General features: G+C 62.4%; 24 protein-coding genes. 9 read left to right on the top strand and 15 right to left on the bottom strand.

The window, feature by feature from the left end; all coding sequences use genetic code 11:
* Positions 1-3 precede the first annotated feature (3 nt).
* Positions 4-1,617: an IS1634-like element ISAs25 family transposase gene (locus I6L36_RS10405; RefSeq protein ID WP_049636888.1), complete on the bottom strand. Its 1,614-nt coding sequence runs from the start codon at positions 1,615-1,617 to the stop codon at positions 4-6.
* 427 nt (positions 1,618-2,044) lie between these two features.
* Here I6L36_RS10405 and I6L36_RS10400 point away from each other — a divergent pair.
* Positions 2,045-3,249, top strand: a protein-coding gene (locus I6L36_RS10400) for an IS3 family transposase (protein WP_216987122.1) whose coding sequence is annotated in 2 segments (ribosomal slippage) — positions 2,045-2,363 and positions 2,363-3,249 — 1,206 coding nt in all. Because the reading frame shifts where the segments join, the coding sequence is not laid out codon by codon here.
* Positions 3,250-3,471: 222 nt separating this feature from the next.
* Here the strand turns inward: I6L36_RS10400 and I6L36_RS10395 are convergent.
* Both I6L36_RS10395 and I6L36_RS10390 read right to left on the bottom strand, forming a co-directional pair.
* Positions 3,472-3,846 (bottom strand): hypothetical protein, encoded by a 375-nt coding sequence (locus I6L36_RS10395; protein WP_109111733.1) that lies wholly within the window; start codon positions 3,844-3,846, stop codon positions 3,472-3,474.
* A gap of 148 nt (positions 3,847-3,994) precedes the next feature.
* The gene (locus I6L36_RS10390) at positions 3,995-4,246 is read right to left on the bottom strand and encodes a hypothetical protein (RefSeq protein WP_039039818.1); all 252 of its coding nucleotides are present in this window, start codon (positions 4,244-4,246) and stop codon (positions 3,995-3,997) included.
* Positions 4,247-4,492: 246 nt separating this feature from the next.
* On the opposite strand from I6L36_RS10390, the gene I6L36_RS10385 reads away from it, so the two are divergent.
* Positions 4,493-4,816, top strand: a complete 324-nt coding sequence (locus I6L36_RS10385) for a hypothetical protein (RefSeq protein ID WP_045523112.1) — start codon at positions 4,493-4,495, stop codon at positions 4,814-4,816.
* Between the two features lie 85 nt (positions 4,817-4,901).
* Here the strand turns inward: I6L36_RS10385 and I6L36_RS10380 are convergent, their stop codons facing one another.
* The 4 genes from I6L36_RS10380 to I6L36_RS10365 are packed head-to-tail and all read right to left on the bottom strand — an operon-like array spanning position 4,902 to position 7,446.
* Complete coding sequence (locus I6L36_RS10380) at positions 4,902-5,804, bottom strand: hypothetical protein (RefSeq protein ID WP_109111734.1); 903 nt, start codon at positions 5,802-5,804, stop codon at positions 4,902-4,904.
* 11 nt (positions 5,805-5,815) lie between these two features.
* Positions 5,816-6,583 (bottom strand): hypothetical protein, encoded by a 768-nt coding sequence (locus I6L36_RS10375; protein WP_010672787.1) that lies wholly within the window; start codon positions 6,581-6,583, stop codon positions 5,816-5,818.
* 12 nt (positions 6,584-6,595) lie between these two features.
* Positions 6,596-7,138 (bottom strand): hypothetical protein, encoded by a 543-nt coding sequence (locus tag I6L36_RS10370; RefSeq protein WP_109111735.1) that lies wholly within the window; start codon positions 7,136-7,138, stop codon positions 6,596-6,598.
* 23 nt (positions 7,139-7,161) lie between these two features.
* Positions 7,162-7,446, bottom strand: coding sequence for a DnaJ domain-containing protein (locus I6L36_RS10365; RefSeq protein ID WP_005305278.1), 285 nt, complete (start codon positions 7,444-7,446; stop codon positions 7,162-7,164).
* 267 nt (positions 7,447-7,713) lie between these two features.
* Here I6L36_RS10365 and I6L36_RS10360 point away from each other — a divergent pair, with 267 nt between their 5' ends.
* Positions 7,714-8,124, top strand: coding sequence for an EF-hand domain-containing protein (locus I6L36_RS10360; protein WP_109111736.1), 411 nt, complete (start codon positions 7,714-7,716; stop codon positions 8,122-8,124).
* Positions 8,125-8,201: 77 nt separating this feature from the next.
* Here I6L36_RS10360 and I6L36_RS10355 read toward each other — a convergent pair whose 3' ends face one another.
* The 4 genes from I6L36_RS10355 to I6L36_RS10340 form a co-directional block, all read right to left on the bottom strand.
* The gene (locus I6L36_RS10355; protein WP_254203474.1) at positions 8,202-8,654 is read right to left on the bottom strand and encodes a protein disulfide oxidoreductase; all 453 of its coding nucleotides are present in this window, start codon (positions 8,652-8,654) and stop codon (positions 8,202-8,204) included.
* A gap of 74 nt (positions 8,655-8,728) precedes the next feature.
* Positions 8,729-9,469 (bottom strand): DsbA family protein, encoded by a 741-nt coding sequence (locus I6L36_RS10350; protein ID WP_109111738.1) that lies wholly within the window; start codon positions 9,467-9,469, stop codon positions 8,729-8,731.
* A 10-nt stretch (positions 9,470-9,479) separates the two neighbouring features.
* Positions 9,480-11,522, bottom strand: coding sequence for a protein-disulfide reductase DsbD (locus tag I6L36_RS10345; RefSeq protein WP_109111739.1), 2,043 nt, complete (start codon positions 11,520-11,522; stop codon positions 9,480-9,482).
* Positions 11,523-11,576: 54 nt separating this feature from the next.
* Positions 11,577-11,957 (bottom strand): hypothetical protein, encoded by a 381-nt coding sequence (locus tag I6L36_RS10340; protein WP_039039817.1) that lies wholly within the window; start codon positions 11,955-11,957, stop codon positions 11,577-11,579.
* Positions 11,958-12,120: 163 nt separating this feature from the next.
* On the opposite strand from I6L36_RS10340, the gene I6L36_RS10335 reads away from it, so the two are divergent.
* From I6L36_RS10335 to pspG, 4 genes are all read left to right on the top strand, one after another.
* Positions 12,121-12,849 carry a 1-acylglycerol-3-phosphate O-acyltransferase gene (locus I6L36_RS10335; RefSeq protein WP_039039739.1) on the top strand — a complete coding sequence of 243 codons (729 nt, stop codon included), beginning with the start codon at positions 12,121-12,123 and terminating at the stop codon, positions 12,847-12,849.
* A 206-nt stretch (positions 12,850-13,055) separates the two neighbouring features.
* Complete coding sequence (pspA, locus tag I6L36_RS10330) at positions 13,056-13,718, top strand: phage shock protein PspA (protein ID WP_010672795.1); 663 nt, start codon at positions 13,056-13,058, stop codon at positions 13,716-13,718.
* 1 nt (position 13,719) lies between these two features.
* Positions 13,720-13,926 carry a PspC domain-containing protein gene (locus tag I6L36_RS10325; protein WP_010672796.1) on the top strand — a complete coding sequence of 69 codons (207 nt, stop codon included), beginning with the start codon at positions 13,720-13,722 and terminating at the stop codon, positions 13,924-13,926.
* 47 nt (positions 13,927-13,973) lie between these two features.
* Positions 13,974-14,192 (top strand): envelope stress response protein PspG, encoded by a 219-nt coding sequence (pspG, locus tag I6L36_RS10320; RefSeq protein WP_010672797.1) that lies wholly within the window; start codon positions 13,974-13,976, stop codon positions 14,190-14,192.
* A gap of 50 nt (positions 14,193-14,242) precedes the next feature.
* On the opposite strand, the gene I6L36_RS10315 is transcribed toward pspG, so the two are convergent.
* Both I6L36_RS10315 and rarD read right to left on the bottom strand, forming a co-directional pair.
* Positions 14,243-14,578 carry a GIY-YIG nuclease family protein gene (locus I6L36_RS10315; protein ID WP_052814382.1) on the bottom strand — a complete coding sequence of 112 codons (336 nt, stop codon included), beginning with the start codon at positions 14,576-14,578 and terminating at the stop codon, positions 14,243-14,245.
* Complete coding sequence (gene rarD, locus I6L36_RS10310) at positions 14,575-15,468, bottom strand: EamA family transporter RarD (RefSeq protein ID WP_109111740.1); 894 nt, start codon at positions 15,466-15,468, stop codon at positions 14,575-14,577. Before rarD ends, I6L36_RS10315 begins: the two co-directional genes overlap by 4 nt.
* A gap of 102 nt (positions 15,469-15,570) precedes the next feature.
* Between rarD and I6L36_RS10305 the strand changes: the two genes are divergently transcribed.
* Complete coding sequence (locus I6L36_RS10305) at positions 15,571-16,161, top strand: uracil-DNA glycosylase family protein (RefSeq protein WP_103243779.1); 591 nt, start codon at positions 15,571-15,573, stop codon at positions 16,159-16,161.
* Here the strand turns inward: I6L36_RS10305 and I6L36_RS10300 are convergent.
* A complete protein-coding gene (locus I6L36_RS10300; protein ID WP_216987121.1) occupies positions 16,158-17,015 on the bottom strand; it encodes a DMT family transporter in 858 nt (285 codons plus the stop codon). The genes I6L36_RS10305 and I6L36_RS10300 overlap by 4 nt on opposite strands.
* Before the next feature lie 91 nt (positions 17,016-17,106).
* Between I6L36_RS10300 and I6L36_RS10295 the strand changes: the two genes are divergently transcribed.
* Complete coding sequence (locus I6L36_RS10295) at positions 17,107-18,024, top strand: LysR substrate-binding domain-containing protein (RefSeq protein ID WP_042014956.1); 918 nt, start codon at positions 17,107-17,109, stop codon at positions 18,022-18,024.
* Between the two features lie 92 nt (positions 18,025-18,116).
* On the opposite strand, the gene znuB is transcribed toward I6L36_RS10295, so the two are convergent.
* Positions 18,117-18,896: a zinc ABC transporter permease subunit ZnuB gene (znuB, locus tag I6L36_RS10290; protein WP_010672803.1), complete on the bottom strand. Its 780-nt coding sequence runs from the start codon at positions 18,894-18,896 to the stop codon at positions 18,117-18,119.
* Positions 18,897-18,898: the final 2 nt, after the last annotated feature.

The following is an 18,898-nucleotide window of genomic DNA, read 5'->3' as shown; positions in this document are numbered from 1 at the left end:
GATTTAGGAATAAATTTGCCGATAGCGCTCACCCAATACCTCCAAAATGATCTGCTGGTCTCCTGTTAGCTCCGTTACTTGTGGCGGAGCTTCTCCCAGTCGATATTCATGGATGCCACCAAAGCGCAAAAAGATCCAACGGGCCGTCGGCTGCTGGGTCGGTTTCTTTTTCATATCCGCCACACTGCGATTCTGCTCCACTAATCCCTGCCGGATCCGGTGCTCCAACGCTGCGTAAATCATCAGGCTACAGGTCATCACCATGAGCAACGCTTCAATCCGCTCCGGCTTTTTCAGGTACAGTGAGGAGGTTAAAAACTCCGGGCTCTTGAGAAAACGAAAGCCCCGTTCGACATTCTGCTGCGCTTTATAGGTGGCCAAAAGTTCGGCCATGGTCAGCGTATCGCTGTGGTCATTGGTCGCCAGGATGAACACCCCGGTCTGGTTGTGGGCCTCTTCAACGCAAGCCAGGCTAGTTGCCGCCAACCCAGTGATTTGAAACTGATGGCCAATTGGCTCTTCGCCACGCTTGGGTCTGCCACGTCCTGTATAAACGGGTTCACCTACCACTTCGGCATCCAGTTGCAGCAGCATCAAGCTGGCGGTAAAACAGCTCAACTCAGCTTGGGCATCCGCCTCACAAGCAAAGCGTCGGGCACACAATTTGGCGAAGGCTTTGAGCTCGCGGGTACTGTCTTTGAGCAGGTTTTTGGCCAATGTCTGCTGCTCGCGGTGGCTGGCTTGTTCGCTGCGCACCAGCAACCAACGTTGCGCGACCCCGGCATAATTCGCGTGTTGCCAACGGCCATGATAGCCATTGCCCAGAGCGGTCAGCGGTTGTGCACCTATGGTTGCCACGGCCTGCTTTGCCTCATTGAGAGTGACGGGCACCCGGGTCACAAATAGTTGCTGCTGTTGCGCCAGTAATTGCAAGGTATCGGCGCAGTACAGTGCGGCATCGCCGACCAGATAACGGCACTCCTGCGCGGCCTTGAGACTGCTCAAATGGCGACGAACGGTCTGGGCAAAGGCTTTGGTGTCATTACTATTGCCGCTCAGGGCCTGCATATAGACAGGTAGGCCGGCCTGATTTTCACAGATGAGCTCAAGGATCACTTGATTCAGCTCTGGCCGGTGATCACGACTATAACCACGCACCAGTTGCAGCTTACCGACCAGATCCCCATCGGCACAGTCATAGGCGCCATCGACGTGGAAGCTGGTAATATCGAGGTGCACTGCGGTGCTTTTGAGCCCCAGCCGCTCGACAACTTGCGCCGCCATCACCTGATACAAGGCGCTGACATCGGCCTCAAAGAGGGCATCGAGACAGCGACCGAGCACATCATCATTGAGGTCATCAGCACAGATCCCGGGGCCAATCAGGCGCTCAACCGGCTTGTTAGCGAAGAATTGCGGGAACATGTGCAGGGTGCTGCTGTGAAAGCCGAGGCCGTTCACTATCATGGCGACCAAGGCTTCACCATGTGAGACCTTGAAAGGCGGGGTTTTGGGGAGCAAGGCATCGATCATGCGGGCAATGCCCAGTTCCTGGCAGAGTGCGGCGACCAAACCAAGGTGATCGAGGTTACGGATCGAGATAGCGGGTGCGGCCATGATGATCTACCTGCAAAAGAGAGTAATAGATCAGAACGGCCGATCGCCGTCAAGCACTGAAAATAGCAAAATCAGGTGCGGAATGACGGATTAATATAGAAGGGCGCTAAAGCGCCCTTCATTTAACTGAAGTAATATGAGTGATAAATTTAAAGATAATATTTTCTAAGGAAAGTGCGAACAAGTATCCCACGAACAAAAAATGAAAATTTTAGTCATTTAATATCAATGGGTTACCAGTAAATGCTCTCGTGCCATATGACTTATTCGCACCTTCCTTAACGCTCTGCTGCTTGTCGGTGGCTTCTGTTGTGAGGGTTTGTTCCCCCTCATATCTAGATTGGCCCCTTGAAGATCCAGACACTTCGCCCCTCTTAACTTAAGAGGTAGTCTTGGAGCTATGTTCAGTACTAGTCACAACGAGAAGATGGTCGAAGTGTTAACAGGGGCCGAGCGCCGTCGACGCCGGACTCCACAAGAAAAGATCGCCATCGTGCAGCAGACCTTTGAGCCCGGGATGACCGTCTCTCATGTTGCTCGCTTGCACGACGTCAACGCAAACCAGCTTTTCAAATGGCGTAAGCAATTCCAAGAAGGGTCTCTCACGGCGATCACCGCCGGTGAGGATGTTGTTCCTGCTTCCGAGTTGGCTGCTGCCATCAAGCAGATCCGAGAGCTTCAGCGTCTGCTCGGGAAGAAGACCATGGAGAACGAGATCCTCAAAGAAGCCGTGGAGTATGGTCGAGCAAAAAAATGGATTGCGCATGCGCCCTTGTTGCCGGGGGACTACGATTAAGTGCTGTGAGCCAGGCTCTTAATGTATCGCGTGCGCAGCTATCCGTTCGTGTTCATCGAAAACCGGGTTGGCAAGATGGTCGTCATCATCGCCAGCGTGATGATGCAGCCTTACTTGGCCGTATCATGGAGGCGATGGCAGAGCTTCCCTCCTATGGCTATCGCCGGGTCTGGGCGCTGTTACGGCGTCAGTCTGAGGCAACAGAACAACCTGTGGTAAACGCTAAGCGGGTATATCGCGTCATGCGCGAACATGGCTTGCTGCTGGAAAGAAAACCAGCTGCACCATTGGCCCAGCAGGCACATAAGGGGCGTGTTGCCGTCAAGGAGAGCAATCGACGGTGGTGCTCAGATGGCTTCGAGTTTCGCTGCGATAACGGTGAAAAACTACGTGTCACGTTCGCCATGGATTGCTGCGATAGGGAAGCGTTGGACTGGGCGGCCAGTACTGGGGGTTACGATAGTGACACTGTGCAAGATGTCATGCTGAGGTCTGTCGAACATCGCTTTGGGGATTCGTTGCCGGCATCACCGGTGGAGTGGCTGACTGATAATGGCTCGGCGTATCGAGCCCATGAGACCCGCGCGTTTGCACGAGAAATCGGGTTGGAGCCCAGAACGACAGCAGTGAGAAGCCCACAGAGTAACGGTATAGCGGAGAGCTTCGTGAAGACGATGAAGCGAGACTATATCGAGATGATGCCAAAACCGGATAGCCGAACAGCGGTAGGCAATTTGGCTATCGCGTTTGAGCATTATAACGAGCACCACCCGCACAGCGCCTTGGGATACCGTTCACCACGGGAATTTCTGCGCAGTCGGGTATCACAACCCTAAGCGGGAAAAAGTGTCTGGACCTATGGGGTCAAATCCAATATCCGACCCTTCTCCCCTTATCTATGGCAAAGAGTGGGAGAAGGGAGCCCAGATCGCAGCAATTTTGGAATGTGTGACAGCTACACCGGTTGGCTGGCGGGATACGATCCCCTCTCCTCTTGGGAGAGGGTGAGGGGAGGCGCCGCTGGCTACAACACGCCAGGGGAATGGCACCGCCGCCAATCAGTTGTCGAAGTTCCACTCGATGGGCAGCTCAAGATCGAAAACAAGCTGATCTCCGTCGAGGGTGAAGGCCACGCTGGTCTGGTGCTGGTCGTATTCGTTGATAAGGCGGCAGCTCTCGGAAAAGTTGGATTCGTAGCCAAGGCGGGCAGTGCCGCCGGTGCGAGCCTCGTCGAGTTCCACCCCCAGCACCCGCAGGGGATCCTTCTGGCTGAGCTTGACCCGGCTGTCGCCCACATCCACCAGCCGCTCCAGCAGGGGGAAGAAGTCCTGCTTGTTGGCCTCGATGGCCCGGGCGATGGCTTGCTCCAGCTCGGTGGCGCTGGCAAGGGCGGGATCCAGCGTGTAGCGTGTCTGGATGCTTTCCTGAGTCATATTGTGCTCCTTGGGGCAATGAACCTGCGTCGGCCATCAGCACGATAGGCGGTGAGCAAGGCATGCCTAGCCATTAAATAAGGTGGTGATTCATTCTGGTGGATAAAACCATCACAAAAAACCGATGAAGGCAGCATATTGCTTCTCATCAGGCGGGAATGCGGCCATTGCGCACCAGGGCCCGGCGGATATTTTTGCACATCTTGCCGAAGCGGTTGAGCTCGTCGAAGCTGGGCGGGATGCCGCGATCGATCTGATATTGCCAGTAGCAGAGGTCCGTATCCACCAGCTCCATCAGCTTCTTGGGGCAGCCGATGCAGGTGTTGTCCGGCCCGCATTTGAAGGTATCCGGTTGATAGAGCGGAAATTCCGCCTTCACGGCGTCGATGATCTGCTGCATGGCGGTCATGCGGTCCGGCTTTCTGCTCACGGCTCGTTCCCCGGCGGCTTGTATGGGGGAGTCATTATATCCCTGACAAAATGTGGGCCAATGACGCTTAGGAGGTAGTCCGCCTTGCGTGCACGCCACCGCGCCCCGGATCCTGCGCCTGCTTCCCCCCTGGTGGCCTCTTCTGTCTGGCGCCGTTTCGGGTCATGATGAAAGCCCCGAACGAACCACTTTTTGACTGACTCCTCTGGAGGTGTGATGAGACCCTGTGCCCTGCTGTTGCTTTTTCCCCTGGTGTGCCAGGCCGAGGCCAGCCCGAGTGAACCCGTGCAGGAAGGTACCCTGGCCAATCAGCAGCTGATCCGGGATGCCATGGTGGGGGTCGCATCCTGGGTGGCCACCAAGGGGTGTGACGCGCCGGAGCGCTTCGTGCCCGTGGTGCTGCAACTTCCCGAGGGGGAGCCGGGCAGTCGCCACTGGCAGGAGCGCTGGACGGTGACGGGCTGTGGCAACGACTATCCCGTGGTGATCGATTTTCGGGAGACCGGGATGCAGAGCGCCATGTGGACCATTGCCCGATAGGGTCAGCGCCGCCATCTGCAAGCTGCAAAGATGACAACGCCCGGCAAGCCGGGCGTTGGAACAGGGTGAAGGGGAAAGCCCGTCATCAGAAGTCGTGGTAGAGGGGCCAGCCGAGCAGGGGGTGGCGGATCCCGGCGCGCATCTCCATGTTGTCGAGCTTCTCCGGCGAGGCGTTCTCTTTTTGCAGCAGCTGGTACTGGCGCACAAAGCCGAGGGTGTGCAGCAGGTTGGGCACAAAGCCCGGGCTCAGCTCCTGACGCAGGGCGGCGGCCATGTCGGCGGGCAGCGCGCTTAGCATCAGGGCCAGCTGGGCGGCGAGGTAGTCGGTGTCGTACCAGCCCTCGTCGAGCTCAATCTCCCGCGCCAGTTTGCGCTTGAGATCCTGCTTCACCTTGAGCGGGGCGGCGCCACTGCCCTTGCCGCAGAGGATCCGGTAGAGCAGCGCTTCGGCCAGCTTGTCCTCCATGGTGGGGTGGTCGCTCTCGCAGGCGAAGAAGTGCTGGTCGATGAGCGCCATCAGGCGGCTCTTGTTGTGCTCGGTCAGCGCCTTCTCGTACTCCTGCCACCCTTGCCACTCCTCCACATCGGGGGGGCTGGAGATCTTGTCCAAGAGCCGCGCATCCACGTCACCGTAGAGGCTGTTGCCAGCCTGCTTGGGGCTGACGGTGATGAGCATGGACCAACCCTTCTGGAACGGCTTGATGGGGCCTTCCGGCGCCTGCAACAGGGCCAGGGCCTTGGCCGGATCCCGTTGGGAGAGCTCCTGCAGACCGAGGCTCACCACGCCGATGACGTCGTGGGCGGCCTGCTCCAGCAGGTGCAGCTTGTACTTGTTGTAGTACTTGTCGGCGAATTTGAGGCTCATCAGCACCGCCTTGCCCTTGATGGCGGCGAGCTGCTGCTGGCTCAAGAGTTCGTTGTCGCGGCCAAAGCGCAGCACCTGGGTCAGAAAGGGGCCCTGGTTGGCATCGCGAATGACTAACTGCATGAATGGGCTCCTTAATCCAGAAAGCTGAACATGTCGTCGACGTCGCCGTACTCGTCTTCCTCGACCTTGTTCTTCTCTTTGGCCTGCATCACCAGCTCGGCGGCAAACTTGTTGATGATGCCGTCCCAGGTGGAGTGCTCGTTGCGCAGCAGCGACTTGATGGATTTTTCCACCTCGGGGGCCAGCTCGCGAATGAGCATCAAGAGGCTGCGGGGGTCGTCCAGCGCGTAGTCGTGGCTGTCTTCGGCCTGCTGGCGCTCGCTGTAGCGCAGGGACTCTTCGAGATCTTCCTCTTCGGCGTGCAGCACGTCGCGATAGCCCTCGTCCTCTTCATAGCGATCGCCGCGATAAAACTCGATAAAGGGGATGGCGAGGTAGAAGAGGCCGGCCGGATCCTCGGCCACGCACTCGAGGATCTCCCGCTGCTTGGCTTCGCTCTCCTGGGTGCGGATCAGGTAGTTGAGGAAGTCGAAGGTGTGCTGTTGCAGCTCGTCGGCGTTGTTCTTGATCGCCTCTTCCCAGTAGAGGGGCTGCTGGCAGACGATGTCGCGGATCCGCTCCGGGGTCATCAGCTCGGAGATGATGGAGGGGAAGGAGATGTCGTGCTGGCCGTTGATCTGAGTCAGGGTAACGATATCAATGTTTTCAATCACTTCTGCCAGCTGGTCGTCAGACATGGTCTTGGCGATCAGCTCGAACTTCTCGCTGGCCTGCTTCGGCTCGATGACGGCCAGCTCTTTGATCTCGATGGCGGTAATTTCTATCAGACTGTTGCTCATGCCTTGCCCCAATTAGAAACGGACTTCGTCGTACATATCCTGATCGCCGTCGTCATCACCATAGCGGTCACTGCCGCCGTGGTAGTCGGCGTCGGCATCTTCCCCGTCTTCCTCTTCTTCGTCCCGCAACTCATAGTCGTCATCACCGCGGTGGCTGCCGCGGGGCAGCGGGTTGTCCAGGAGGAACAGCACGGCGCAGGCCTCCATCAGCTGATCTTCGCTCTGTGTCCGCACCGCCTTGACCAGCGGCAGGATGGCGTTGTTGAAGCCGACGCTCACCTTGAACTCGTCCCAGGAGGGTTGCTCACCGCTGGCGAGCCACTTGTTCCACTGCGACTTGGCCTTGGGCGGGAACTGCACCCGGCCATAGAGGGCGAGCGGCAGGTATTCGGGCATGAACTCCAGCATGCTCATGTCGGCCAGCAGCAGGGCCTTCATCTGGTCGGTGAACTGCTCGAGCCCCCTGGGGTCGTCCTGATCCCGGTAGGATTCGATGTTCTCGCTGGCATCGCTTTGCAGGGCCTTGAGCCGTGCCTGGTCCCATTTTTTTTGCATAGTCGCTCTTCTTGCCTGGTGGCTCAGGGGTAGAACTGGTCCCACATCTCCTGCATGGCAGCAGCGGGATCGGTCACGATGACGTTGTTGAAATCCTTGATAAAAGCGGCCCGCTGTTTCGGATCGGACAGCACTTCATAAGCCTGCTTTACCTGGTGCAGCTTGAGGGCTGCCTGCTCTTTCTCTTCTTCGCTCGCCCCGTGCAGCTTGTCGGGGTGGTACTGGTTCGACAGCCGTCGATAGGCTTTTTTGATGTCGTTTTCACTGGCGTTGGACTTGACGCCCAACACCCGGAAGTAGTTGTTCATGACGGATCCTGCCTCACTGGCATGGTGGAATTCATCCTGTGTCGACCTGGTGGCGCAACGTCGGCAAACCAGGCTCGGCAAAAACCGGAGATTTTAACGGAAAGCCGGCGCCTCTGCCATGAAAGTGCGGTCTTTCTGTACGAAAAGAGCGGGCGGTGCGAGATGGCGGCGGGGCTACACTGGCAGAGGGGGGCGGCAGGCCCTGGCGTTGCCCGGCCCCCTCTTGTCCGAACCATCCGGATTCTGCCGTCACAAGGAGTCATCGCCATGGTCAAGTCCGCGTTTTTCGTGCTCGCGCTGGCAGGCAGTGCCGCCTCTGCCAGCGACATATTGCCCGCCTCGCCGCTGATGGGGGATGTCACCAGGGCCCAGTTCATGGAGCGCGCCGCCCAGCGCTTCGCCTTGCAGGACAAGAACGGTGACGGCGTGCTGTCGGTTGCCGAGAAAGAGGCCAACCTGGCAAAGCTGGCTGGCGTGATGCAACAGGCTGGCAAGCCGGTCCCGGAGGGGATGAGCCAGCTCAAGCCGTCGCGGGAGACCACCAGGGCCCAGTTCATGGCGCGGCAGGAGGCGCTCTTCTCTCGCCTGGACAAGAACGGTGACGGGGTGATCGGGGAGTCTGAGCGTCTCGACATCAAGGCCAATCTGGAGAAGCGGGCGATGGAGGCCGCCCAATAGGGCGGGTTGTCAGCCCTCTGATGAAAAAGAGCCCGGTAGCGATACCGGGCTCTTTGCATCTCTGGCATGAAGGGGGGCTACCAGCTTGCCCAGAGCAGCCGCAACCTGAGCCCCCAGGCGCTGCTCCAGCCGGTGGTGCTGCTCACCAGAGCCCCATCCTTGATGACGAGGAAGGTCGGCGTCACCCCCACCTGCCAGCGGGCGGCCAGATCCCCGAACTCGTCGTTGTGGGTGGGGAAGGTCAGCCCCTTCTTCGCCATCCCGGCGCGCAACGGCTCATCGCTGCCGGAGCGCAGTGCCACCGTCAGCACATTTTCACCCTCCTGCCAGAGCTGCTCCACCGTGGGAGTGGTGAAGCGGCACACCCCGCACCAGCTGGCCCAGTAGTAGACCAGCAGGGGCTTGCCGCGGCTCTGCTCGGTCAGAGTGGTGGTGGTGCCGTCCTGCAGGGTGAAGGGGGCCTCCATGGCCCCCGCCGGCAGCGTGGGGCTGCGCCACAGATCCACCAGGGTGGTGATGACAAGCGCCATCAGCAGCAGCCAGAGCGCCTCCTTGCCCCAGCGGCGCCAGCGGGGGCCTTTATGCCTGCATCCTCGGCCATGGCTTAGCTCCGCTTGGCCAGCTCGGCTTTCACCAGCTGCTCCAGCTCGTCATAGGGAATGGCGCCCGGCACCAGCTGGTTGCCGATAAGGGTCGCCGGAGTGCCCTGCACGCCGAGCAGGGTGCCGATGCGCAGGCTGTTGCGCAGCTCTTCGGTGGCCTTGCCTGCGGGCTTGAGGGTCAGGTTGTCGGTGGCGGCCAGCGCCTTGTTGATGTCCGTCTCGGTCAGCATCCCCTGCTTGCTCATGAGCTTGTCGTGCAGGGAGAGGAAGCGGGCAGGATCCTGTTGCCAAAGGGTCAGGCTGTACTGGGCTGCCTTGGCGGAGGTCTGTCCCTTGAACGGCAGCAACTTGATCACCAGCCCCAGATCGTCCGGATAGGCCGCGAGCAGCTTGGCGACCGCCGGGTCGAACTGCTTGCAGTAGGGGCAGTTGTAGTCGGTGAACAGCACCAGGGTCAGCTTGGGATGCTTGGCGCCGAGGCGCGGGCTGGTGGGGCTGTTGAACAGCACGTCCTGGTTGCCCTTGATGAAGTCACCCATCTGGGCCTGCTGGGTCGCGGCGTTCTGTTTCTCCCAGGATTCGGCTGCCTCGTCGAGGATCCCGGGGTTGGCGATCAGGGTCTCGCGAATGATCTCCTTGATGCGGGCCTCCTGCTCCGGGGTGAAGGGGGCGGCGTGCAGCGTGGGGGTGCCCAGGGTGGCGGCTACCAGGGCGGTGCAGAGGGTCAGGGTTCGCAGTCTCATGGCATTCTCCTTAGAAATGGGTGGCATCGGCCTGAACGAGGCCGGCCTTGTGCAAGCTGTCGAGCAAGTCGGCCTTGTCCAGCAGGGGAGAGAGGATCTCCCCTTCCGGCAGGCCGGGCCCGTAGATCTGGTTGAAGGGAACGGCGGCGGCGCCACGCTGGCGCAGGAAGGCGGAGATGGCATCGCTCGGCCGGCTCCAGTCGCCGCGAAGAGCCACCACGTCCGGGGCCGACAGGGCGCGCTGCACCTCGTCACGCAGCAGCACGTTGTATTTGTTGGCCTTGCAGGTGACGCACCAGTCGGCGGTGACATCCACGAAGACCCGCTTGTTCTGGGCCTGGGCGTCGGCGATGGCCTGCTCGGAGAGCGGCTGCCAGGCGATGCGATCGACGCTGCCACCCCCTTTCACCGTGAGGGCGCCCCCCAGCAGCAGGGCGCCGCCGATGAGTGCCGAGAGAGAGAGGGCCAGGGTGAAACCGCGCAGGCCATAGCGCCAGAGGATGCCCATCAGCAGCGCCAGCACCATGGCGGCCATCAGCCAGCCGGTGGCCGTGGTGCCCAGATGGTTGCCAAGCAGGCTCGCCAGCCAGAGGCTGGAGCCCAGCATCATCAGCCCGAGCAGGATGCGCAGTCGCTCCATCCAGCGGCCCGGTTTGGGCAGCCAGAGGGCGAAGCGCGGCAGGGCCGCCACCAGCAGCCAGGGCAGGCTCATGCCAAGGCCTAGGGCGGTGAAGATGAGCCAGAGCTGGCCGAGGGGCGCCGCCAGTGCAAAGGCCACCGCGGTGCCGAGGAAAGGGGCGGAGCAGGGGGTCGCGAGCAGGGTGGCGAAGCTCCCCTGCAGGAAGTGACCGCCGAGCCCCTTGCCGCCGCGGGTGGCGAGGCGAGTGTTGAGATCGCTGGGCAACCTTATCTCGAACAGCCCCAGCAGGTTGGCGCAAAACAGCAGGGTCACCGCCACCATGAAGCCGATGAAACCGGCGCTCTGGAACTGGATCCCCCAGCCGACCGCCCCTTGTGTGGCGCGCAGCATGCTGCTCATGACCGCCAGCACCCAGAAGGAGGTGATTATCCCGGCGCTGGCGGCGAGGAACTGTTTGCGCACGCCTCCTTGTTCGCTCTCTTGCTGCTGCAACACGGTGCCGAGTTTCAGGGCCAGCACCGGCAGCACGCAGGGCATCAGGTTGAGGATGAGACCGCCGAGCAGCGCCGCCCCCAGCAGCCAGAGAAGTGGCTGCTCGGGGGCCGGCAGGGCGAGGGGATCGGCGATGGTGGCGCGGGTCTGCCAGGCCTGCTCGCCGCTGGTGAGCAGCAGGCCGAGGGATTGACCGCGCAAGTCTGGGGCATCCCCCTGCCAGCCATCGCTGACCGGCACCCGGGCAATCAGGGTGGTGCCGCTTACCTCGAGCGCGGGCTTGCCGAACTCGGCCCCCTCCAGCGCATCGATGAAGAGCGCAGGCTCCTGCCACCCCTCGACCCGCTCGGCCCGCAGTTGCAGCTGGTTGTGCTGGTAGCCGAGCTCGACCCGGGTGTCGGCGGGCAGCGTCTGTGGCAGGGTGCTCATGGCCCGGGCCCAGGCGAAGTCGAAACCGGCCGGCGTCTGCCCATCCGCCGCCAGGGTGAAGGGGTAGTCGGTCAGGATGCAGACATTGCTGCAGGTGGAGAGGCGCAAGGTGCCCTTGAGCGGCTGCCCGGCCGGGTAGCCCAGGCTCAGGGGGAAGCGTACCTGCTCCTGATAGCCCTGGGTGTTGAGCCCGGCCACCTCGAAGGGGCGCGGCGTGGGCCAGTGCCACTGGAAGTCGCCGACCGGCTCATCCCACAGGATCTGGGGCGCAATGCCCCCTTCACCCGGGCTGTGCCAGTAGGTCTTCCAGCCTGACGCCAGCTGGACATCGAGCAGGATGCGGGTCTGATCCGGGACGCTGCGGTCGGCTTGCAGCCTGACCTTGGCGTGACTGTTCTGGGGGCGGGTGAGCCACCCCGTATCGCTGGCCAATCCGCTGGATTGCCACAGCAGGCTGCCCAGTAGCAGGGCTGCCTTGAAGAGATTCGACATGTGTTGGGTCTCGCAAAAAATGAGTGACAGCAGGCTGAAAAAGCGCGGCTGAACTCATTCCCGCCAGACGCAGAGGGTGAGGTGCAGTCGCCGCTCTGGCGGCGAGACATTGATGGGGGGAGGCAGTGCCGGCGCGCGCCGTGACAGGGGCACCAGCAGGGCAATCACGAAGGCGATGGCGAAGAAGAGTTGCTCCACGCACAGCAGACTGGCGGCGCTCAGCCACTTGCCGTTGAGCTGGCAGCTGTTGGGCTGCACACTGGCGGGCGTGCCCTTGTCAGCCTGGTCGTCGGCTGAGGCGAACTGGGGCAGGGTCTGGCAACTCACGGCGTGATCGAGCAGGGCGAGGCGGGCCAGCGGCTGGGCCGCGCAATTGAGCACCAGCAGGCAGACCAGCAGCAGGAGTCGTGTCGCCGCGCGTTGTTGCAAAATCATGCTCGCCCCGTTCATCAAGATGGCCACATCCTAGCGGGCAATGGCGGGTGGGGCAAGCCGGGGTGGCCGGTGGCGTCCGGGGCTGGTCGGTTCTGTCTGGCGAACGCTTGTTCGCTAAAAGGGGGACCAGTATACTGCGCCGAGTCAAATTCCGAGGTGTTCGATGCTCAAACTTGCCCGTGTGCTGCTGCTGGCACTGCTGCTCGTCTTCTGGTTCCTGTTCGGCCTGTTGCTTTGTCTGGTGCGCCCGCGCCACCCGAACAACGTCTATGTCTTCGCCCGCATGTATCATGCGGTCTGCCCGCTGATCGGCCTCAAGGTCCGGGTGACGGTGGCCGACGAGGTCAAATCGGTGGGGCCGGCGGTCTATGTCTGCAATCACCAGAGCAACTACGACATCTTCACCGTGACCGGCGCCGTGCAGCCCGGCGTGGTGGCGGTGGGCAAGAAGAGCCTGCTGTGGCTCCCCTTCTTCGGCCTCATCTTCTGGCTCTCCGGCAACGTGCTGATCGACCGCTCCAACCGCTCCCGCGCCATCGGCACCATCGGCCAGGTGGTGGATCGCATCAAGCATCGTGGCACCTCCATCTGGATGTTCCCGGAGGGGACCCGCTCCCAGGGGCGTGGTCTGCTGCCGTTCAAAGCGGGGGCCTTCCACACTGCCGTCCAGGCCGAGGTGCCCGTGGTGCCCATCGTCTGCTCCAGCTACTTCGGTCAGGTCGATCTCAACCGCTGGGACAACGGCGAGGTGCTGCTGGAGGTGATGGCCCCGGTGTGCAGCAAGGAGCACGGCGCCGCCGGCATCCGCGAGCTCTCCGACACCTGCCGGGAGAAGATGGAAGCCAAGCTGGCGGAGCTGGATGGCAAGCTTGGCCATCGGCCGGCGGCCTGAGCCCGGTTGCAGAGAAGAGAGGGAGCCGCTGGCTCCCTTTTTTATTGGTGAAAATCACCATCTTGTTGGTTTTTTTCACCACGTTGTATCCAATGGACATCCATCGTTAACTTTCATCTAATTGTAAATAAAGGAAAAAATGTTCTGGCACGGCTCTTGTAATGTCATGGGAAGAGAGTGACACCCCATCAACAAGGAGCCAGACCATGAGCGTATTCAGCCGCCTGACCGACGTGATCAATGCCAACCTGCACAGCCTGCTCGACAAGAGCGAAGAGCCGGAGAAGATGCTGCGGCTGATGATCGAGGAGATGGAGCAGGTCCAGGTCGAGATGAGAACCCAGGCCGCCCGCGTCATCGCCGAACAGAAACAGTTGGAGCGCCATCAGCAGGCGCTGCGCAACCAGATCCAGGAGTGGGCAGCCAAGGCCGAACTCGCCATCCAGAAGGGCCGCGAAGATCTGGCCCGTGCCGCCCTCACCGAGAAGCTGGCGGAGATGAAGCAGTGCGAGCGGCTGGAAGAGGACAAGGCGCGGGTGGCCGAAGTGCTGGCCCAGCTCACCGCCGACAGCGAGCGACTGGCGGCCAAGCTGACCGAGGCGCGGGAGAAGCAGAAGATGCTGACCCTGCGCGAGCAGACCGCCCACAGCCGCATCCGCGCCCGTGCCCAGGTGGACAACCAGCGCATGCACGAGCTGGTGGCCCGCTTCGACGGCTTCCAGAACCGGGTCGATCAGCTGGAGGCCCAGCTGGAGGCGGCGACCCTGGGGCAGAATCCGTCCCTTGAGGCCCAGTTCCGCGAGCTGGAGCTGAACGACGAGATTGAGCGGGAACTGGCCCGGCTCAAGGGTCAGAAGGTGGAGGCATAACATGACACCCTGGCCCAAGGATCTCGCCCATCGCAAGCTGACCGGGGTCTGCGCCGGTCTTGCCAGAGGGCTGGGGGTGTCCAGAGTGACGGTGCGGGTGGTGGCCCTGCTCGCCCTGATCCTGATGCCGCCGCTGGCCCTGGCGCTCTATCTGGTGGGGGTGCTCGTCATGCCTCCCCGCCGTGAACTTCAACGCTGGCTGGGGTGATCTCCGGATCGCCCCGTCGGCAAGTGCAAGCCCGTGAGGAGCACAACATGCTGGAATTTATCGTCTTGATCCTGGTGCTGATCGGCATGGCGCTGACCGGATTCACCGTGCTGGCCATGCTGCTGGTGAGCGGGGTCTTCGTGCTGTTTGGCGCCCTGGCCGGCATGTTTGCCCTCATCATCAAGCTGGCGCCCTGGTTGCTGGTGGTGCTGGTGGTGTGCTGGCTCCTCAGCAACAGGCGCAAGCAGTCGAACACCTACCGTTAAGCCCCCCTGATTTCGCATCCTTCCTTGGCCACTGCTTGCAGTGGCCCTTTTTATGGGGGCGACACAGGGTCGGTGTGCGGGGTGGCAAGCCAGGAAAGGCTCCAGCCATGCCACAGCGCCGGCTCGTGTACCAGGCGCTCCTTGAACGCCTTGCTCTGCTGCTTGAGGCGGTACTCGAGGCGCAGCGCCTCGGGTTTGCCGGGGACTTCCTGCTGCCATACCAGGGAGAGGGGTCCCTTGCCGCGCAGGGCTCTGGCCCCCTTGCCGCTCTGGTGCTGACGCAGTCGCCGCTCGGGATCCGTGCTGATCCCCGCATAGAGTGCCCCGGTGCCGGTGCGCACCAGATAGACAAACCAGCGGGAGGGAGTGGTGGTGGCGAGGGTCACGAGGTGCGCCACCTGGCCCGCTGGCGCCCAAGCCGGTGCAGGGGCAGCAGGCTCACCAGCAGGCCGGCCCAGACGAAGGCAAAGCCCACGGATTTCACCGGATCCGGGATCTCGCCAAACCAGAAGAGGGCGAGCAGGAAGGCGAGGCTCGGCTCTATGTATTGCAGCAGCCCCACCGTGCTCATGGGCGTGCGCGCCACCGCATAGCAGAACAGCCCCACCGGCAGCAGGGTGGCGGGGGCACTGCCCATCAGCAGCAGGCGCTCGGTCCAGTCACCGGCCATAAACTGGCTGGTGCCCTGCAAGGTCAGCCAGCCGATGATCAGCAGGGCGACGGGCAACTGCACCAGGGACTCCAGATAGAGGCTGGTACCGGCGTCCAGTCTCACCTTCTTCTTGATGAGGCCGTAGAGGGCGAAGTTGGCCCCCATCACGAGGGAGAACCAGGGCAGCTCGCCGTAGGAGAAGAGCATGTAGGCGAGCCCCGCCAGGGCGAGCGCCACCGCAAGGTGTTTTTGCGGGGTGAGCTTCTCTTTGAGGAAGAGCACCGCAAAAGCGATGTTGAAGAGCGGGGTCATGAAGAAGGCGAGGCTGGTGGCCAGCACCTGGCCCGTGGTCAGGCACCAGGTGAACATGCACCAGCTGATGGACATCACGGGGCCCGCCAGCAGCACGAGGCCGAGCTGCCGGGGATCGCCGCGCAGGGCCCCCCAGGGCACCCGCTGGCCGAGGAGCAGAAGCAGGCCTCCCAGCAGCACCACGGACCAGAGCACCCGGTGGGAGAGCAGTTCCCACATGTTGATCTCGGGCATGAACTGGTAATAGAGGGGCAGCATGCCCCACAGCACGAATGAGAGGGCCGCGCTGCCGGTGCCCATCCAGTTCTTCATCTGTCTCCGTTTATTAAACTAAACAATGGCGGCTGCATGATAAGTATCCGCCGCCCCTTTCACAAGCGGGAGCGGGGAGAAAACTCTGGTACTATCTGGCCCATGAACCGACTCGATCCCCTGTTTGAACAGATCCGGGCCTGCCGCCTGTGCGAGGCCCACCTGCCGCTCGGCCCAAGGCCGGTGATCCGCGGCAATGAGCGCGCCCGTCTGCTCATCATCGGCCAGGCCCCCGGCACCCGGGTACACGCCAGCGGCATCCCCTGGGACGATCCCTCCGGCGATCGCCTGCGCTTGTGGCTCGGGGTGGACAAGGCCACCTTTTACGATGAATCCCGCATCGCCATCATGCCCATGGGGCTCTGTTACCCGGGCAGGGGCAAGTCGGGGGATCTGCCGCCGCGCCCGGAATGTGCCCCCACCTGGCACGACAAGGTACTGATGCTGCTGCCCAACATCGAGCTGACCCTGCTCATCGGCCAGTATGCGCAGGCTTACTACCTGAGGGCGGCGGCGAAAGGATCGCTCACCGAGACGGTGCGACACTGGGCGGACTATGGCCCGGCCTGGTTGCCGCTGCCGCACCCGTCCCCGCGCAACACCCTCTGGCTCAGGAAGAACCCCTGGTTCGAGCAGGGGGTGATCCCCCATCTGCAGCAGCGGGTCGCCCCCCTGCTTGACTCGGCAGGCTAGAGCGCCGGCTCGGCCTGGGGCTTGGGCTTGCTGCGGGCCATGGCGACCAGCGGCAGTATGATGCACAGGCACCCCAGCAGCAGCGGCAGCCCCGGCTGTTCGTCAAACAGCCACACCCCGATGGCGACCGCCATCAGCAGCCCGGTGTACTCCGCCGAGGCGATCTTGCTCGCCTCCGCCTTGCGATAGGCCATCACGCACAGCCCCGCGTAGACCATGATGAGCGCCGAGGAGCCGAAGGCGGGCCACCACATCTGCCATTGCCACTCGCCCCCTTCCCACCAGGCCAGCGCCAGGATGAAGGGCATGCTCAGCACATTGGTGAAAAACAGGGTCTGGGCGATGGGCTGCTGGAGCGGGATGCGCTTGATCAGCAGGTTGTTGACCGCCAGGGAGAGCGCCACCCCGAGCGCCGCCAGGGCGGCCCAGTTTACCTCGGTCGGGCGCAGCACGATGAGCACCCCGACGAAGCCGAGCAGCGCCGTCAGCACCTTCTGGCGCGAGAGTGCCTCCCCCGCCAGCCAGACCGCGAGCGGCACCATCAGCAGCGGGGCGGCATAGAAGAGGGCGTTGGCGGTGGCGAGCGGCAGCCGGGTGAGGGCGACCACCATCAGGCAGACACCGAAGGCCCAGATATGGGCCCGCAGCAGGTGCCACTTGAGGGCTACCGGCGGGTTGCGCCGCCAGGACCAGAGCAGCCAGGGGGCGAGCAGCAGGGCCGCGGAGAGCTGGCGGAAAAAGACAAATTGGAAGATGGGCTGGTCCGGCTCCAGCACCTTGACCAGGGCATCGGAGAAGACCGCCACCATGTTGCCGAGCACCAGATAGAGGATGCCTATCCCGACTGCATTCATACCACCTCCAGATTCAGATGAGGGGAGGGTAGCCCGCGGCCTGTTATCCAGTAAAATGATAAAAAATCATCACGCATGAGAAATTTGGATAATGAAGCTGCCCCCCCTGCGCGCCGTTCAATATTTCGAGGTGGTTGCCCGCCTGCTGAGTTTTTCCCGCGCCGCCCTGGAGCTCAATGTCAGCCAGAGTGCGGTCAGTCACCAGATCCGTCTGCTGGAGGATTTTCTGGGGGAGCGGCTGCTGCTGCGCCAGGGGCGGCTGCTCTCCCTGACGCCCCAGGGGGAGATCTATTTCGAGGGGATCGCCGCCGGGTTGGTCCAGATTGCCCAGAGCAGCGAGCAGTTGCGCGGTGGAGGCGAGATGCGGGTGCGGCTCGCGGTCTACAGCTCCTTTGCGGTGAAGTGGCTGATCCCGCGCCTGGCCGGGCTGCGCCAGCTCTATCCCGAGCTGGATCTCAGCCTGGAGATGGTGGCGGAAGATCCCGAGCTCTCCGACAGGGTGGCGGACGGTTTCATCACCGTCTCCCCCGAAGGGCCGGGCTACATGCACGATCTGCTCTATCGGGAGCGGCTGATGCCGGTGTGCAGTCGCCGGATGTGGCAGCAGGTGGAAGGGGAGTGGCCCGCCACCCTGTGGCAGTTGCCGCTGCTCTCCATCCAGGCTATCTACCGCGAGAAGGGGGAAGATTGGCGGCGCTGGGCCGAAATGGGGGGGCTGACTATTCCCCCCGAGGCGAGGGTGCACCATTTCAGCCATATCCTGCTCGCGCTGGAGGCGGCGAACTGGGACCAGGGAATGGCGCTCATCAATGACTACATGTTGCAGCCGGAAGATCCGCGTCTGGTGCGGTTGCCCCTGCACGCCCTCGAGACCGGCGACAACTTCTATTTCGTCTTCAAGCGCTCGCGCGCCCATGAACCCGCCATCAGCCGGTTGCGTCAGTGGCTGTGGCAGGAGTCGCAGGCGAGCCTGAGACCCGGGGAAAACGAGCCTCTCAGGCGCGTCTGAACGTGCTGGGCGCCCTATGCAGAATGGACGGCACAGGAGTCTGATTCGGGAGGCCTGATGGCACTGGCGAGACCAGGGCCATCAGGAGCGGGTCAGGTGCGCTTGAACTGGCTCAGTACAAAGAGGGTGGTGGCGCAGACTACGACCGAGGGACCGGCCGGGGTGTCCTGATACCAGGAGAGGGCAAGGCCCCCCAGCACGGCGAGACAGCCTGTCAGGGCGGCAAAGCCGGCCATCTGCTCCGGAGTCTGGCTGAAGCGGCGGGCGGTGGCGGCGGGAATGATCAGCAAGGAGGTGATGATGAGCGCCCCGACGAACTTCATGGCCACGGCGATGACCAGGCCTATCAGCAACATCAGCACGCAGCGCAGCACATCCACCCGTACCCCTTCCACCCGGGCCAGCTCTTCCGAGATGGTCATGGAGAGCAGGGGATCCCAGAGTCGCCACAGGGTGAGCAGCACCAGGGCGCCGCCGCCGTAGATCCAGAGCAGGTCCATGGGCTGCACCGAGAGCAGGTCGCCAAACAGGTAGGCCATCAGGTCCACCCGCACGTTGTCCATGAAGCTCAGGGTGACCAGACCCAGCGACAGGGCGCTGTGGGCCAGAATGCCGAGCAGGGTGTCGGTGGCCACCTGCTGGTTGCGGCTCATGATGACCAGCAGCATTGCCATGGCGAGGCAGCAGACCACGACCGCCAGGGTGAGGTCCACCTGCAGCAGGATGCCGAGGGCGATGCCGAAGAGGCAGGCATGGGAGAGGGTGTCGCCAAAATAGGCCATCTTGCGCCACACCACGAAGCTGCCCAGGGGCCCGGCCAGCAGGGCGATGCCGAGTCCGGCCGCGAGGGCGTATAACAGAAAGCTGTCCACGT

Origin of the sequence: Aeromonas sp. FDAARGOS 1406 (genome assembly GCF_019048565.1) — a bacterium.
Classification (GTDB): Bacteria; Pseudomonadota; Gammaproteobacteria; order Enterobacterales; family Aeromonadaceae; genus Aeromonas; species Aeromonas caviae.
Note: the sequence above shows the minus strand (reverse complement) of the source record. Positions and strands in the feature narration are given on the sequence as shown.